The 16,067-nt window shown below is 63.5% G+C and carries 12 protein-coding genes; all 12 read right to left on the bottom strand.

The window, feature by feature from the left end:
• Window positions 1-3 precede the first annotated feature (3 nt).
• Window positions 4-2,004 carry a sensor histidine kinase gene (locus tag GH660_RS00195; RefSeq protein ID WP_153144564.1) on the bottom strand — a complete coding sequence of 667 codons (2,001 nt, stop codon included), beginning with the start codon at window positions 2,002-2,004 and terminating at the stop codon, window positions 4-6.
• A gap of 8 nt (window positions 2,005-2,012) precedes the next feature.
• Window positions 2,013-3,110: an ABC transporter substrate-binding protein gene (locus tag GH660_RS00200; protein WP_153144565.1), complete on the bottom strand. Its 1,098-nt coding sequence runs from the start codon at window positions 3,108-3,110 to the stop codon at window positions 2,013-2,015.
• A 6-nt stretch (window positions 3,111-3,116) separates the two neighbouring features.
• Window positions 3,117-5,327, bottom strand: a complete 2,211-nt coding sequence (locus tag GH660_RS00205) for a bifunctional diguanylate cyclase/phosphodiesterase (RefSeq protein WP_153144566.1) — start codon at window positions 5,325-5,327, stop codon at window positions 3,117-3,119.
• Window positions 5,328-5,453: 126 nt separating this feature from the next.
• Window positions 5,454-6,878: a dihydrolipoyl dehydrogenase gene (gene lpdA / locus GH660_RS00210; RefSeq protein WP_153144567.1), complete on the bottom strand. Its 1,425-nt coding sequence runs from the start codon at window positions 6,876-6,878 to the stop codon at window positions 5,454-5,456.
• A 76-nt stretch (window positions 6,879-6,954) separates the two neighbouring features.
• Entirely contained in the window at window positions 6,955-8,181 is a 1,227-nt protein-coding gene (gene odhB / locus GH660_RS00215) for a 2-oxoglutarate dehydrogenase complex dihydrolipoyllysine-residue succinyltransferase (RefSeq protein WP_153144568.1), read from the bottom strand.
• 24 nt (window positions 8,182-8,205) lie between these two features.
• Complete coding sequence (locus GH660_RS00220; RefSeq protein WP_153144569.1) at window positions 8,206-11,046, bottom strand: 2-oxoglutarate dehydrogenase E1 component; 2,841 nt, start codon at window positions 11,044-11,046, stop codon at window positions 8,206-8,208.
• 106 nt (window positions 11,047-11,152) lie between these two features.
• The gene (gene gltA / locus GH660_RS00225) at window positions 11,153-12,451 is read right to left on the bottom strand and encodes a citrate synthase (RefSeq protein WP_153144570.1); all 1,299 of its coding nucleotides are present in this window, start codon (window positions 12,449-12,451) and stop codon (window positions 11,153-11,155) included.
• A gap of 84 nt (window positions 12,452-12,535) precedes the next feature.
• A complete protein-coding gene (locus GH660_RS00230) occupies window positions 12,536-12,778 on the bottom strand; it encodes a succinate dehydrogenase assembly factor 2 (RefSeq protein ID WP_153144571.1) in 243 nt (80 codons plus the stop codon).
• The gene (locus tag GH660_RS00235; RefSeq protein WP_153144572.1) at window positions 12,778-13,488 is read right to left on the bottom strand and encodes a succinate dehydrogenase iron-sulfur subunit; all 711 of its coding nucleotides are present in this window, start codon (window positions 13,486-13,488) and stop codon (window positions 12,778-12,780) included. The genes GH660_RS00230 and GH660_RS00235 overlap by 1 nt, the downstream gene beginning before the upstream one ends.
• 12 nt (window positions 13,489-13,500) lie before the next feature.
• Window positions 13,501-15,285, bottom strand: a complete 1,785-nt coding sequence (gene sdhA, locus GH660_RS00240; protein WP_153144573.1) for a succinate dehydrogenase flavoprotein subunit — start codon at window positions 15,283-15,285, stop codon at window positions 13,501-13,503.
• A 2-nt stretch (window positions 15,286-15,287) separates the two neighbouring features.
• Complete coding sequence (gene sdhD, locus GH660_RS00245) at window positions 15,288-15,635, bottom strand: succinate dehydrogenase, hydrophobic membrane anchor protein (RefSeq protein ID WP_153144574.1); 348 nt, start codon at window positions 15,633-15,635, stop codon at window positions 15,288-15,290.
• Window positions 15,632-16,018, bottom strand: coding sequence for a succinate dehydrogenase, cytochrome b556 subunit (gene sdhC / locus GH660_RS00250; protein WP_153144575.1), 387 nt, complete (start codon window positions 16,016-16,018; stop codon window positions 15,632-15,634). Before sdhC ends, sdhD begins: the two co-directional genes overlap by 4 nt.
• Window positions 16,019-16,067: the final 49 nt, after the last annotated feature.

The raw sequence follows: 16,067 nt of genomic DNA on the forward strand, positions 1-16,067 counted from the left end.
ATATCAGGCGGCAGAGGTTTGACGCGGTGCAACAAGCGGCAGGGTGATACGGAATCGCGTGCCGAGGCCCGGCATGCTATCCACCGAAATGCTGCCGCCGAGAACGACGGTGACGGTATTCCAGACGATGTGCAGGCCGAGCCCGCTGCCGCCGCGCCCGAGCTTGCTGGTAACGAAGGGATCGAAAATCCGGTCGAGCAGTTCCGGCGGAATGCCGTTGCCGTCGTCGGCGACCAGCAGGCGAACCTGGTCGTCGCCCTGGCGCTCGGCGAAGATCTCGATCAACCCCTGCGCCCTGCCCTCGAAGGCGTGGTTCAGCGAGTTGGTCAGCAGATTGGTGAGGACCTGGCCGAGTGGCCCGGGGTAACTGTCCATCGCCAGCCCTTCGGGAATCCGGCAGTCGATCCGGCAGGGGGTTCTCTTGAGCGTCGGCTGCAGCGTCAGGAGAATCTCGTCGACGACTTCGGCGAGCATGAACTGGCGGCGCTGGACGCTCGTCTGGTCGACGGCGACCTGCTTGAAGCTGGCGATCAGTTCGTTGGCCCGCTGCAGGTTGCGCACGGCGATCTCGCTGCCGCGCTCGACGCGGTCGACGAAAGCTTCGAGCGTCGAGCGCCGCAGGCCGCTCTCCATTTCCCGGCGGAAAGCCCGGACCTGGTCCTGCAGCGTCGAAACGGCCATGACGCCGTTGCCGATCGGCGTGTTCAGCTCGTGCGCGACACCGCCGACCAGATTGCCGAGCGAGGCCAGCTTCTCGCTGCGCACCAGCTCGCCCTGCGCCAGCTTGAGCGTTTCCATGGCCTCGGACAACTCGCGGTTGGCCCGCGCCAGGTCGATGGTCCGCAGTTCGACCCGTTGTTCCAGCAACAGGTTGAGCTGCTGCACGTTCTGCAGGCTCTGCAGCAGGCGCTCCTCGCTGCGCTCGAGTTCGCCCTGGCGCTGGCGGATCGCCGCCGCCATCGATTCCATGTCGGAGGCCAGCTGGTTGAACTCGAGGATCTTGCCGCGCGACACCTTGCCGCCGAAGCGTCCGCTGGTCAGCGCCCGCGTCTGCGCGATCAGGTCGCGCAGCGGCGCGCTCATCCGTGCCGCCCACATGGGAGCGAGCACGAGGGCGAGCAGCATCGAGCCGACGAAGCCGACGAGGACCAGGCCGATGGTGATCCTGACGCGCGGATTTTCCAGCCCGGTCGGCATGGTGACCAGGAAGGTCCATTGCAGCTTGTCCGAGCGCGCCAGGCCGGTATCGTAGAGCGTACCGGCGAAACGCAGCAGCCGGATGTCGCCGTCGGCCTCCAGGGGCGTGCCGCGCAACTCGGCCGACCAGTTGCGCAAACGCTCGCCTTCGGCCAGGTTCTTGCCGACGACGTATTCGCCGGCGCGATCGACGACCAGCACGGGAAACTTCAGGTCTTCCGCGCCGGCACGCAGGACCTCGACCGCGAAGTCCGGCGCCACCTCGCCGAGCAGCACGTAATCGCCGAAGGGGATGGCCAGCCCGACCGTCGCATCGCCATTCAGCGCCGACAGGTAACGGTCGCTCCACACCCGGCGCCCGAGATGGTGCGCAGTCGCGAACAGCGGATTGCGCGAAAGGTCGGCGCCCACCAGGTTGGGCCGGACATTGGGGGCATTTTGCGGCAGCCCGACATGCTCGACGTGCCCACGGCCGTTGAGCACGTAGATGGCCTTGAACCCGCCTTCAGCAATCACGGCATCGAGGAAGCGCTGGATATGCGCCGGCTGCATGGTCATGTCGAGCGCCGCCAGCGTTCCCAGGCGACCTTCGAGGCCGTCGATCAGCTGCTCGAAATAGCGGGCCAGGCTGACCGCGTCGTTACGCAGGTGCTGGCGGTCCTCCTCGAGGATGGCGGGAACCCGGTAGGCCAGCACGCCGAAGCCGATGATGCCGAAGGTAACCAGCGTGGCGACCACCAGCAGCAGCGTCAGCGAGGTGCGCAGCCGCCATTCGCTCGTTACCGTCAACCGCCCTGGCAGGTTCAAATTGCCCCCTAGCGCACCGTGATGAACTGCCCGTCGCGGACGACGGCGATATGCTGGACGCGCCGGCTGTCGCCGAAGCGGTCGAAGCTGATGTTTTCCTCGGCGCCGGGAAAGGGACCGCGCGTCAACAAGGCGTCGCGCAGCGTCTCGCCGCCGTGACGCCGGGTGAGCGCCGCCAGCACGGCACGCGTGGCGTCATAGGCAGCGACGCCAGCAAAGCCCGGTTCGCGCTGGAAGCGTTCGGCGTAAACGCTGCGCAATCGCTGCATGCCTTCGGCCTTGCTGTCGCGGTCGAACGAATTATGGAGCACCATGCCCTCGACCGCACTGCCGCCGAGTTCGATCAGGCGCTCGGTGGTTGCCCATTGCGAGGCGATCAGGAGCACCTGCGGGTTGCGCTCGCGGATTTTTTGCGCCAGGCGCGCCGCATCGACGGCGCTGGTGATCAGCAGGATGCCGTCCGGCCGCTTGTTGAGTACCTGCCGGACGATGGTGCCGAACTTGGCGTCGGGAGTGGATTCGTAGGCGAAGGGCAGGACATCGCCGCCGAGCTCCTGGAACGCGACGGTGAATTCGCGCAGCCAGCTTTCGGTGTAGGCCAGGTTTTTCAGGTCGTAGATGGCGGCCACGCGATGCATGCCGCTTTCCTTGAAATGGAACCTGGCGCTGAGTCTGGCCTCGTCTTGGGTACTCGACGAAATCAGGAACAGGTTGTCGTCCTGCCCGAAAAACTTGCGCGCGGTGACGGTCGGACTGACGAGAACGACCCCGGCGCGCTGGGCCAGCGGCAGGACGACTTCGGCCATCGCACTGGTCATCGGCCCGACGATGGCCTCGACGCCCAGCGCAACGAGTTCGTTGGTGGCGGCGATCGCCTTTTCCGGCGTCTGGGCATCGTCGCGGACGACCAATTCGACCGGCCGACCGTCGATGCCGCCCGCCCGGTTGACTTCCTCGACGGCGATCTGGGCGCCATTGCGTCCGGCCTCGCCGAGATCGGCGACACCGCCGCTCAGTCCCGCCAGAAAGCCGACCCGCAATGTTTCACGCTGGCCGCACCCGGCCAGGACGGCGAACACGACCAGGCATGCGGCGAACCGGCGCATCGCCGCTCAGCGCTCGCGGCTGCGAAGCCAGTTCAGGAGGTCCGGCTGCGCCATCGCTGGCGCATAGACCATGCCCTGCGCCTCGCAACATCCGAGTTCGACCAGCGTCTGCAACTGCCGCCCGTCCTCGACGCCTTCCGCCAGGACGCGCATGCCCAGCTGGCGGCCGAGCTGGATCACCATCGCCGCGATCGGCGTGCCGGAATGCTGGTCGTCCAGTGCGTGGACAAAACTGCGGTCGATCTTCAGGCAATCGGCCGGCAGATGCGCCAGGTAATTGAGCGAGGAGAAGCCGGTGCCGAAATCGTCGATGGCGATCAATGCCCCCAGCGCCTTGATCGCATGCATGCGCTCGACCGTCTGCGCCCAGCCGGAGAGCGCCACCGATTCGGTGATTTCGAGTTCCAGCAGGCCCGGCGCCACGGCGTGTTCGGCCATCGCCTCGCGAACCATGCTGAGGAAACCCGGCTGGCGGAACTGCACCGGCGATACGTTGACCGCCATGCGCAACGGATACCCCCGGGCGGCCAGCTCGCGCTGCGCGGCCAGGGCGGCATGCAACACCCAGGCCCCGACGGCGACGATCAGCCCGGACTGCTCGGCGACCGCGATGAACTGTTCGAGCGGCACGAATTCGCCGTCGGCGGTGCGCCAGCGCAGCAATGCCTCGATGCCGATGACGCCCCCCGAGGCAAGGTCGATTTGCGGCTGGTAGACGACGAAGAGATCGCCGTTGTCCAGCGCGGCGCGCAGGTCGTGCAGCATATGCACCCGTTGCCGGGTCAGCATGCCGACCTCGGTGGTGTAATAGGCATCGTTCCCCGGACCGGCGAGCTTGGCATGCTTGAGCGCGATGGCGGCATTGCGCAGCAGGTCGGCGCCATCGGCATCCGCGGCATCGGTGCGGACGAGACCGATCGAGAACGAAAGGGTATGCAGCCCGCCCTCGCTGTCGAAGGGTTCGAGCAGGATGTTGCGCAAGCCGGATGGCTTCACGACCTCGTCACGACCATAGACACCGAAGACGTCGCTGCCGACGCGCGCGACATGCACGCTGTCGGGAAGCATGGCGCGCAGGCGCCCGGCGACCGCCTGCAACTGCTGGTCGCCGAAACGGTAGCCGAAGGCATCGATGGTCTCCGAGAACTGGTCGATGTCGATCAGTGCCAGGACATGGTTCCCCGCCCAGGCGCCGGCCAGCGACTCGTCGATGACGTCGATCTGCGCGGCGCGGTTCGGCAGCCCGGTCAGGTTGTCTATATAGGCCGCCGCGCGCAGGCGTTCGACGAGCGCGACGTTCTCGCCGCAGATGGCGATGTTGGCGCTGAATATGTCGAGCAGGTGGCGGTCGATCGGCACGATTGCTGCGGTCGACTCGACGTAGACGGCAAAATTGCTGCCGTGCCGCCCGGCAAAATACAACGCCAGCGAACGCTCGCTGCATTGGCTGGCACGCTCCTGCAGGCAGCGCTCCAGCATCTGTCGGGCGGGCTGGTCGCCCACTGCGGACAACAGCTTGTTCCTGGATTCCCCGAAACGCCCGAGCGCCGCGAGAATGGTGCCGCCGGCCGCGTCGCTGGCGGTACGGGCGCAGACCATGCCCACCGGCGCCACACTGAGCAGGCCGGACAACTGAATGATGACCCCGGCGGAAAAGGACGGCAAGCCCTGCTCGGCGTTGAAGCGCAGGGAACCGTCGATGATCAGCTCGAGGCCGTTGCGGCTCGCTTCCAGGCGCTGGATCTGGTCGAAGGAGCGGATCGCCGCCGTGACGGTCGTGAACAACTTGCCGCGCGTCAACTCGGTCTTGGTCTTGTAATCGTTGATGTCGTAATTGGCGATGGCGTCGAGTTCCGGCGCATAGCCCGGCTGGCCGGTCCGCAGGATGATGCGGATGGCATCGAGACCCAGTTCGTTGCGAATGCGCTCGACGGCCCGGAGGCCGGCATCCTCGCACTCCATCACGACATCGAGCAGAATGACTGCGACATCGCGGCGGCGGCTCAGGATGCCGATGGCCTCCTCGGCGCCGAAGGCGTGCAGGAATTTCAGCGGCCGCCCGAGAACCCGCAGATCGCTGAGGGCGAATTCGGTCGCGTGATGCACGTCCTCGTCGTCGTCGACCACCAGCAGATACCAGCACGCATTCGCCGCGCTGCCGGCAGCGGGTTCCGGCTCGTCGTCGAGCAAGGCCAGTTGATCGTTGTCGTTATGCATTCCGCAAGTCGAATGGGATTATCCGCAATTGAACCCGTAGTATGGCGGCAAGACCGGCAAAAACAAAGAGCCCCGCAGGGCTCTTTGTGCTTTTCGCGGAACTGGCGCCGACGCCAGCCGAACGGGCTAGAAGTTCAGCGTACGCTTGTCGCAGGCCAGGGCCGCTTCGTGCACGGTCTCCGACAGGGTCGGATGCGCATGGCAGATGCGCGCCAGATCTTCGGAGGCTCCGCCGAATTCCATCGCCACGACAGCCTCGGCGATGATTTCGGAGGCGTTGGCACCGATGATGTGCACGCCGAGGATGCGGTCGCTGTCCTTGCAGGCCAGCATCTTGACGAAGCCCGAAGGATCGCCCATGCCCAGGGCACGGCCATTGGCCAGGAACGGCACCTTGCCTGCCTTGTAGGCAACGCCTTCGGCCTTGAGTTGCTGCTCGGTCTTGCCGACCCAGGCGATTTCCGGCGAGGTGTAGATGACCCAGGGAATGGTGTCGAAGTTGCAGTGCCCGGCCTGACCGGCCATCAGTTCGGCGACCATGACGCCCTCTTCATGCGCCTTGTGCGCCAGCATCGGGCCGCGCACGACGTCGCCGATCGCCCAGACGCCCGGCAGGTTGGTCTGGCAATGGCCATCGACCTCGACGAAGCCACGGGCATCGAGCTTGAGGCCGACGCCGTCGGCGTTCAGGCCGTCGGTATTCGGCACGCGGCCGATGGAGACGATCAGGCGGTCGGCGTCCAGCTTCTGGGCCTTGCCGTCCTTGTCCTCGTAGGCGATCGAAACACCCTTCTTGGTCGTCTTGATGTCGCCGATCTTGACGCCCATCTGGATGTTCAGGCCCTGCTTGGTGAACAGCTTGAGCGCTTCCTTGGCGACATCGACGTCAGCCGCGGCCAGGAAGTCAGGCATGGCTTCGAGGACGGTGACTTCGGCACCGACACGACGCCAGACCGAACCCATTTCCAGGCCGATGACGCCGGCGCCGATGATGGCCAGCTTCTTGGGCACGGATTCCTGGTTCAACGCGCCTTCGTTGTCCATGACGATCTTCTGGTCGACCGCAACGTTCGGCAGATGACGTGCCTTGGAACCGGTGGCGACGATGACCTGCTTGGCCAGCACTTCCTCGGCGCCGACCTTGACCTTCCAGTAGTCGCCTTCCTTACCGACGAAGGAGCCGTGGCCTGGCAGGAAGGTGACCTTGTTCTTCTTCAGCAGCATCTTGATGCCGCCGGTCAGCTGATTGACGACGCCATCCTTGCGTGCCTTCATGGTCGGCACGTCGATCGTCGCCTTCCCCACCTTGATACCCTGGGCCTCGAAGGAGTGGCCGGCTTCCTCGAACAGGTGCGAGGTGTGCAGCAGGGCCTTGGACGGAATGCAGCCGACGTTCAGGCAGGTGCCGCCAAGACGCGGCTCGCCCTTCGGGTCGGCATACGGGTTGGATTCGGCACAGGCCGAGGAGAAACCCAGCTGGGCAGCGCGAATGGCGGCAATGTAGCCACCGGGACCGCCGCCGATGACGAGCACGTCGAATTGCTTGGACATGTGTAAACCTTTCAGATTTCAGATGTGCAAAAGCGCCAGCGCCCGAAAAGGGACGCTGGCGCCGGACAAACGTCGATCAGACGCCGAGCAGCAGGCGCGACGGATCTTCCAGGGCTTCCTTCATGGTCACCAGGCCGAGGACCGCTTCGCGGCCGTCGATGATCCGGTGGTCGTAGGACATCGCCAGATAGTTGATCGGACGCACGACGACCTGGCCGTTTTCAACGACCGCGCGGTCCTTGGTCGCATGGATGCCGAGGATCGCCGATTGCGGCGGGTTGATGATCGGGGTCGACAGCATGGAACCGAAGACACCACCGTTGGAAATCGAGAAGGTGCCGCCGGTCAGTTCCTCGATCGACAGCTTGCCATCCTTGGCCTTGGCGCCGAATTCGGCGATCTTCTTCTCGATCTCGGCGATCGACATCTGGTCGGCATTGCGCAGGATCGGCACGACCAGGCCACGCGGCGAACCGACGGCGATGCCGATGTCGATGTAGCCGTGGTAGACGATGTCATTGCCATCAACGGAAGCGTTCAGCACCGGGAACTTCTGCAACGCGGCACAGGCGGCCTTGACGAAGAAGCCCATGAAGCCGAGGCGCACGCCGTGCGTCTTCTCGAACTTCTCGGCGTACTGCTTGCGCAGGGCCATGATCGGACCCATGTTGACTTCGTTGAAGGTCGTCAGGATGGCGTTGGTCGATTGCGACTGCAGCAGGCGCTCGGCGATACGGGCGCGCAGACGGGTCATCGGCACACGCTGCTCGGTGCGCTCACCCAGCGCGATCTCGACAGCCGGCGTCGGCAACGCGGCCTTGGCAGCAGCCGGCGCGGCAATCGGGCCAGCCTTCGGCGCCGCAGCGACGGCATCCTCCTTGGTCACACGACCACCGCGGCCGGTACCGGCGACGTCTGCGGCAGCTATCCCCTTTTCGTCGAGAATCTTGCGGGCCGACGGACTGGCCGTGCCCGCCGGTGCGGCAGCAGCAGCCGGCGCGGCGGCGGGAGCAGCAGCGGCCTTCGGCGCCTCCGCCGCCGGCGCAGCAGCGCCCGCCTTGGCTTCGGTATCGATCTTGGCGATCAGTTCACCCGAAACGACCGTCTCGCCATCGCCCTTGATGATTTCGACCAGAACGCCGGCGCCCGGCGACGGGACTTCGAGGACGACCTTGTCGGTTTCGATGTCGATCAGGATTTCGTCGCGGGCAACGGCCTCGCCGATCTTCTTCTTCCAGGAAGCCAGCGTGCCTTCGGCAACGGACTCGGAGAGTTGCGGAACTTGGACTTCGATAATGCTCATGGTGACTCCACTCTGCTGTAGTTATCAGTACTCGATCTTGCCCAGCGCGGACTCGATCAGTGCCTTTTGTTGCTCGTTGTGCTTGGCCAGATACCCGACCGCCGGCGACGAGGACGCCGGACGCGACACCAGCAGCATCTTCTGCTTGCTGCCCAGCTGGGTGTCGAGGTGATGACGCGAAGCGATCCAGTACCAGGCGCCCTGGTTGCGCGGCTCTTCCTGGCACCAGACGATTTCGGTCGCCTTGGGATACTTGGCCAGTTCCTTCTCCAGATGGCTCTTGGGGAAGGGGTAGAGCTGCTCGATGCGGACGATGGCGATGTTCGCGATCTTCTTCTCGCGGCGGGCGGCCAGCAGGTCGTAATAGACCTTGCCGGAACACAGCACGACGCGAGTCACCTTCTTGGCGTCGACCTGGTCGACTTCGCCGATCACCGGCTGGAAGGAACCGTTCGCCAGATCTTCCAGCGGAGAGGTCGCATCCTTGTGGCGCAGCAGCGATTTCGGCGACATGACGATCAGCGGCTTGCGCTGGCTGCGCAGCGCCTGGCGACGCAGCATGTGGAAGACCTGGGCGGCCGTGGTCGGCACGCAGACCTCCATGTTCATTTCGGCGCACAACTGCATGTAGCGTTCGAGACGGGCCGAGGAGTGTTCCGGACCCTGGCCCTCGTAGCCATGCGGCAGCAGCATCACGAGGCCGCAGGCACGGCCCCACTTCGCTTCGCCCGAGGCGATGAACTGGTCGATGACGACCTGGGCGCCGTTGGCGAAGTCGCCGAACTGACCCTCCCAGATCACCAGTTCGTACGGGTTGGCCGAGGCGTAGCCGTAGTCGAAGGCGAGCACCGCCTCCTCGGAGAGGACCGAGTCGTAGCACTGGAAACCGGCCTGCTTTTCCTGCAGGTTCTTCAGCGGGTGATAGGTGCCCTCGTCCCAGCTCTCACGCTTCTGGTCATGGAACGCTGCGTGGCGATGGAAGAAGGTGCCGCGTCCGACGTCCTCGCCGGAGATGCGCACGCCGTAACCGGAAACCAGCACGGAGGCATACGCCAGATTCTCGGCCATGCCCCAGTCGACCGGCAGCTTGCCCTCGCCCATCGCAGCGCGATCTTCGACGATCTTCTTGACTCGGGAGTGCAGCGTGAACCCTTCCGGCAAGGTCGTCAGACGCTTCGCCAGACGCTGCAGTTCCTTGACCGGCACCGTGGTGTTGCAATTCTCGATGTAGTTCTTGGTCAGGAACGGCGTCCAGTCGATGGTGTTCGGATGCTTGTAGCCGGCCAGCACCGGGTTATAGAGCAACTCGCCCTTGTCGAGGTGGGCGCGGTACTCGGCGATCATCTGGTCGGGACCGTCGGCCGCAAGAATGCCCTCAGCGATCAGCCGGTCGCCATACACCTTGCGGGTGCCCGGATGCTTGCTGACGATCTTGTACATCAGCGGCTGGGTGACCATCGGCTCGTCCTGCTCGTTGTGGCCGAGCTTGCGGAAGCAGATGATGTCCACCACGACGTCCTTCTGGAACTGCTGGCGATACTCGACGGCCAGCTGGGTCACCAGCGAGACGGCTTCCGGATCGTCGCCATTGACGTGGAAGATCGGCGCATCGACCATCTTGAAGATATCGGTGCAATAGTGGCCCGAACGGTAGTCGCGCGGGTCGCTGGTCGTGAAGCCGATCTGGTTGTTCACGATGATGTGCAGCGTGCCGCCGGTGCCGTAGCCGCGGGTCTGCGCGAAGTTGAGCATTTCCTGGTTGACGCCCTGGCCGGCGACCGCCGAGTCGCCATGGATGATGACCGGCAGGACCTTGGATTTGCCTTCGGCGCCGCGGCGCAGCTGGCGGGCATAGACCGAGCCCTCGACGACCGGATTGACGATCTCGAGGTGCGACGGGTTGAACGCCAGGGTCAGGTGGCAGGGACCGCCCGGGGTGGAGACGTCGGACGAGAAGCCCATGTGGTACTTGACGTCACCAGCGGAAAGATCGCTCTTCTTCTTGCCTTCAAATTCGGCAAACAGCATCGACGGCGCCTTGCCCAGCGTGTTGACCAGGACGTTCAGGCGGCCGCGGTGCGCCATGCCGATGACGACTTCATCGACGCCGAGCTTGCCGCCGACGCGGATCGCCTCGTCCATGGCGACGATCAGCGATTCGCCGCCTTCGAGCGAGAAGCGCTTCTGGCCGACATATTTGGTGTGCAGGTAACGTTCCAGCGTCTCGGCTGCGGTCAACCGCTCCAGAATGCGCTTTTTCTGGTCGGCGGAGTACGACGGGCGCGAGCGGATGCTTTCGAGACGCTCCTGCAGCCAGCGCTTCTCGTTATAGTCCGTCATGTACATGTACTCGACGCCGACGGTGCCGCAGTACGTCTGCTTCAGCGTTTCCAGGATATCGCCGAGCTTCGCGGTGTCCGGCAGCCCCTTCAGCGAGCCGACACTGAAAGTCTGGTTCAGGTCGCCGTCGGTGAACCCATAGAACGAGGGCTCCAACTCGTCGATCTTCGGGCGAGCCAGACGCTTGAGCGGGTCGAGGTCGGCCCAGCGGGTGCCCAGCGCGCGATAGGCGGTGACCAGCTGGCCCACGGCGGATTGCTTTTTGTGCTCGGCAGAAGCGGAAGCCGGCGCCGACGGACGGAAACCGCCGTCCTTCGCCAATTCCGCAAATGCGGCGATCACCGGCGCATGCGCGACATCGCGCGCAACGTAACCCGGCATCTGCGCCAGGCGGTCGAAGTAGTCACGCCACTCCGCGGGCACGGAAGTGGGGTCATGCAGGTAGTTTTCGTACAGCTCTTCGACAAACGGCGCGTTGCCGCCGAAGAACATGGTGCTGTCGAACAATTGATTCATCGTAGTCATAGGCGTCCCCTTGAGGGTGTTTTCTTTCTCTGCGGCTGCGGGTTGCGGAGCTCCATCCCTCCGCAAGTAAAAAAAGGGCGGCCAAGCGGCCGCCCGATTCTGTCGATCAGCCGCGTTGGGCAAGCGGCACGACGTCGCGCTTGGCGGCGCCGATGTAGAGCTGACGCGGGCGGCCGATCTTGTATTCCGGATCGGTGATCATTTCTTCCCACTGCGTCATCCAGCCGACCGTACGGGCCAGCGCGAAGATGCAGGTGAACATCTCGGTCGGGATGCCGATCGCCTTCTGGACGATGCCGGAGTAGAAGTCGACGTTTGGGTACAGCTTCTTCTCGACGAAGTACGGATCTTCCAGGGCGATCTTTTCCAGTTCCATCGCCAGCTTGAACAGGCGGTCGTTCTGCAGACCGAGTTCCTGGAGAACGTCGCCGCAGACCTTGCGCATCAGCTTGGCGCGCGGGTCGAAGTTCTTGTAGACGCGGTGACCGAAGCCCATCAGCTTGAAGGAATCGTTCTTGTCCTTGGCGCGGTTGATGTACTCGCCGACGCGGGAGACGTCACCGATCTGTTCCAGCATCTGCAGACAGGCCTCGTTGGCACCACCGTGCGCCGGGCCCCACAGACAGGCGATACCGGCGGCGATGCAGGCGAACGGGTTGGCACCGGACGAACCGGCCAGACGCACCGTGGAGGTCGAGGCGTTCTGTTCGTGGTCGGCGTGCAGCGTGAAGATGACATCCAGCGCATTGACCAGCACCGGGTTCGGGACATATTTTTCGCACGGGTTGCCGAACATCATACGCATGAAGTTGGCGGTGTAGTCCAGATCGTTGTCCGGGTACATGAACGGCATGCCGGTGTTGTACTTGTAGGCCATCGCGACGATGGTCGGCAGCTTGGCGACGAGGCGATTGAAGCTGACGTTGCGGTGTTCGACGTCGGAGAAGTCCATCGCGTCGTGGTAGAACGCGGAGAGCGCGCCGACGACACCGGTCATGACGGCCATCGGGTGAGCATCACGACGGAAGCCGGAGTAGAACTTGGACAGTTGCTCGTGCACCATGGTGTGCTTCTTGATGGTGCTTTCGAAATCGGCCTTCTGCTTGGCGTTCGGCAGCTCGCCATTCTTCAGGAGATAGGTGACTTCCAGGAAGTTGCAGTTCTCGGCCAGTTGCTCGATCGGGTAGCCACGGTACAACAGCTGACCGACATCTCCGTCGATGAAGGTGATCTTCGACTTGCAGCTGGCGGTCGAGAGGAAACCGGAGTCGTAGGTGAACAAACCGGTCTTGGCACCCAGCGTACGGATATCGACGCAGTCGTTGCCATGCGTCGGGGTCATGATCGGGAAATCGACAGGTGCCATCCCATCGATTGTCAGAGTTGCCTTGCGTTCGGTCGTCATGGTGTCTTCCCTTGTCAGGTGTTGGTTGTCACTGCACTGCAAAAAAAAGCGGTCAACATTTGGAAGTTAAAATGCCAACCTTACTTAACTCTTACGTAGCATGGCCACGATCGGCGCCAGCCGGGGATCATCGGTCTCCTCCTTGCCGGTCAGCAGATCCCAGAGATCGTAATCCTCCATGTCGGCAAGTTCCACAAACGCCTGCTGTTGCGCTTCGTTCAGCTTGTCGAATCCGTCATCGAGAAAACGCGTCAACGTGATATCGAGTTCGAGAAGCGCGCGCCGGATGCAGCGCCAACGCAGGCGTTCGTAGTCGGGACGCTCCATCAGACGGCACGACGGACCATCATGTCCTTGATCTTGCCGATCGCCTTGGTCGGGTTGAGACCCTTCGGGCACACGTCAACGCAGTTCATGATGGTGTGGCAACGGAACAGGCGGTACGGATCCTCGAGGTTGTCGAGGCGCTCGTTGGTCGCCTGGTCGCGCGTGTCGGCAATGAAGCGGTAGGCAGCCAGCAGGCCGGCCGGGCCGACGAACTTGTCCGGGTTCCACCAGAACGACGGGCAGGACGTCGAACAGCAGGCGCACAGGATGCACTCGTAGAGGCCGTTCAGCTCCTCGCGGTCCTCCGGCGACTGCAGGCGCTCGCGCTCCGGCGGCGGATCGTTGTTGATCAGGTAGGGCTTGATCGAGTGGTACTGCTTGAAGAACTGGGTCATGTCGACGATCAGGTCGCGGATGACCGGCAGGCCCGGCAGCGGACGCAGGACGATCGGCTGCTTCAGTTCGTCGATATCGGTCAGGCAGGCCAGGCCGTTCTTGCCGTTGATGTTCATGGCGTCGGAACCGCAGACGCCTTCGCGGCAGGAACGACGATAGGACAGGGTGTCGTCCTTCGCCTTCAGCTTGGTCAGCGCATCCAGCAGCTTGCGATCGGTCGGCTCGAGTTCGACCGAGATGTCCTGCATGTAGGGCGCGTCATCCTTGTCCGGATCGTAACGGTAGATGCTGAATTGAACCATGCGTTTGCTCATGTTCTTCTCCGATTAGTACGAGCGCGTCTTCAGCGCGATGGTTTCGACGGTCAGCGGCTGCATGTTCACCGGCTTGTAACTGATGGTGTTGTCGACCGGGTTGAACAGCGTGTGCTTCAGCCATTCCTTGTCGTTACGACCATTCGGGAATTCCGGGGTATCCGGCGCATCGTCGCGGACGTGAGCACCGCGGGATTCCTTGCGGGCCTCGGCGGAGAGCATGGTGGCCTTGGCGACCTCGATCAGGTTTTCCATTTCGAGGGCTTCGGTACGCGCCGTGTTCCAGGCCATCGACTTGTCCTTGATCTCGAGCTGGCGTGCCGCCTTCTCGACTTCCAGAATCTTGTCGACGCCGCTCTTCAGCAGGTCGCCGAAACGGAACACGCCGGCGTGGTTCTGCATCGTGCGCTGCATGGCCAGACGGGTTTCGTGAACGTTGGCACCGCCCTTGCGGTTGTCGATGGCGGAGATACGGGCCAGCGACTTCTCGGCGGCATCCTTCGGCAATTCGCGATGCGCCTTGCCAGCCTTGAGGTCTTCCACGGCGGAATCGCCGGCCGACTTGCCGAAGACCAGCAGGTCGAGCAGCGAGTTGGTACCCAGGCGGTTGGCGCCGTGCACCGAGGCGCAGGCGCATTCGCCGGCAGCGTAGAAACCCGGGACGATGGTGTTGGGATCGCCGTTTTGCGGCGTGACGACACGACCGGAGTAATGCGTCGGAATACCGCCCATCTGGTAGTGGCAGGTCGGCACGACCGGCAGCGGTTCCTTGATGCAATCGACGCCGGCGAACTGCAGGCCGATTTCGCGAATGCCCGGCAGGCGCTTCATGATGGTGTTCGGGTCGAGGTGGGTGATGTCGAGCAGGACGTAGTCCTTGTTGACGCCACAGCCACGGCCTTCGTTGATTTCGGTCGTCATGGCGCGGGAAACCACGTCGCGCGACGCCAGGTCCTTGGCGTTCGGCGCATAGCGTTCCATGAAACGTTCCTTGCTGCTGTTACGCAGGATGCCGCCCTCGCCACGCACGCCTTCGGTAATCAGCACACCGGCACCGGCGACGCCGGTCGGATGGAACTGCCAGAATTCCATGTCTTCCAGCGGGATGCCGGCACGCGCCGCCATACCCAGGCCGTCACCGGTGTTGATGAAGGCGTTGGTCGACGAGTAGAAGATGCGGCCGGCGCCGCCGGTCGCGAAAATGGTGGCACGGGTATGGAAGATGACGACCTGGCCGGTTTCCATTTCCATCGCGGTGACGCCGACGACGTGGCCCGCCTCGTCGCGGATCAGGTCGAGCGCCATCCATTCGACGAAGAACTGGGTGTTGGCCTTGACGTTGCGCTGGTACATGGCGTGCAGCATGGCGTGACCGGTACGGTCGGCAGCGGCACAGGAGCGACGCACCGGCTTCTCGCCGAAGTTGGACATGTGGCCGCCGAACGGACGCTGGTAGATCTTGCCGTTGTCGGTACGGTCGAAGGGCATGCCGTAGTGCTCGAGCTCGACGACGCACTCGTTGGCCTTGCGCACCATGAACTCGATCGCGTCCTGGTCGCCGAGCCAGTCGGAACCCTTGACGGTATCGTACATGTGCCAGTGCCAGTGATCTTCCTCGGAGTTGCCGAGCGACGCAGCAACGCCACCCTGGGCGGCGACGGTGTGGGAACGGGTCGGGAAGACCTTGGAGAGTACGGCCGTCTTCAGACCGGCCTCGGACAATTGGATCGCGGAACGCAGACCGGCGCCACCGGCACCGACGATGACTGCGTCGAACTTCAGAACGGGAATACTCACGCTTACAGCCTCCAGAGAATCGCAGCAGCCCACGCGGTGTAGCCCACCAGCGCGGTAATGGTCAGCACGTGCAGGGTCAGGCGCAGGCCGACCGGCTTGACGTAATCCATCCAGATGTCACGCACGCCGATCCAGGCGTGGTAGAACAGGCTGACGAAGAACAGGAAGGTCAGGAACTTGATGATGCCGTTGGCAAAAATCCCCTGCCATGCCTCGAAGGTTCCGGGACGAACGACCAGCAGCACCGCTGCGATCAGCACCGAATAAACCGCCATGATGACGGCGGTCGCACGCTGGGCGATCCAGTCCTTGAGGCCGTAATGAGCACCTACGACGATACGGTTGATCACAGCAGAATCCCCCAGAGAATCAGGGTCAGCGGAATGCTGACCGCGAACACCACGGCAGCCGATTTGCGCGCCGCCTCCTTTTCGATGCCGACATGCAGGTCGAGCAGGAGAAAACGGATACCGGCGCAAAAATGATGAACGAAGGCCCAGATCAATCCCGCCAGAATCACCTTGGCCGGAAGGGTGGCAAACACCGCCTTGAAGGTGGCGAAGCTTTCAGCTGAATTCAGACTAGCCGAGAAAAGCCAGAGCAGCAGGGGGAAACAAAGGAACAAGCCAACCCCGCTGACGCGATGAAGGATTGATACTTTTCCCGGCAAAGGCAACCGGATTGTGGTCAAGTCCAAATTTTTTGGACGTTTCTTGATGGTCATTTCTGCCATGAACGTCATCCCTCGCGAAAAGGTGCGGTTTTTCCGCTTTTACGTGGTT

This window comes from Dechloromonas sp. H13 (genome assembly GCF_009469615.1).
Classification (GTDB): domain Bacteria; phylum Pseudomonadota; class Gammaproteobacteria; order Burkholderiales; family Rhodocyclaceae; genus Azonexus.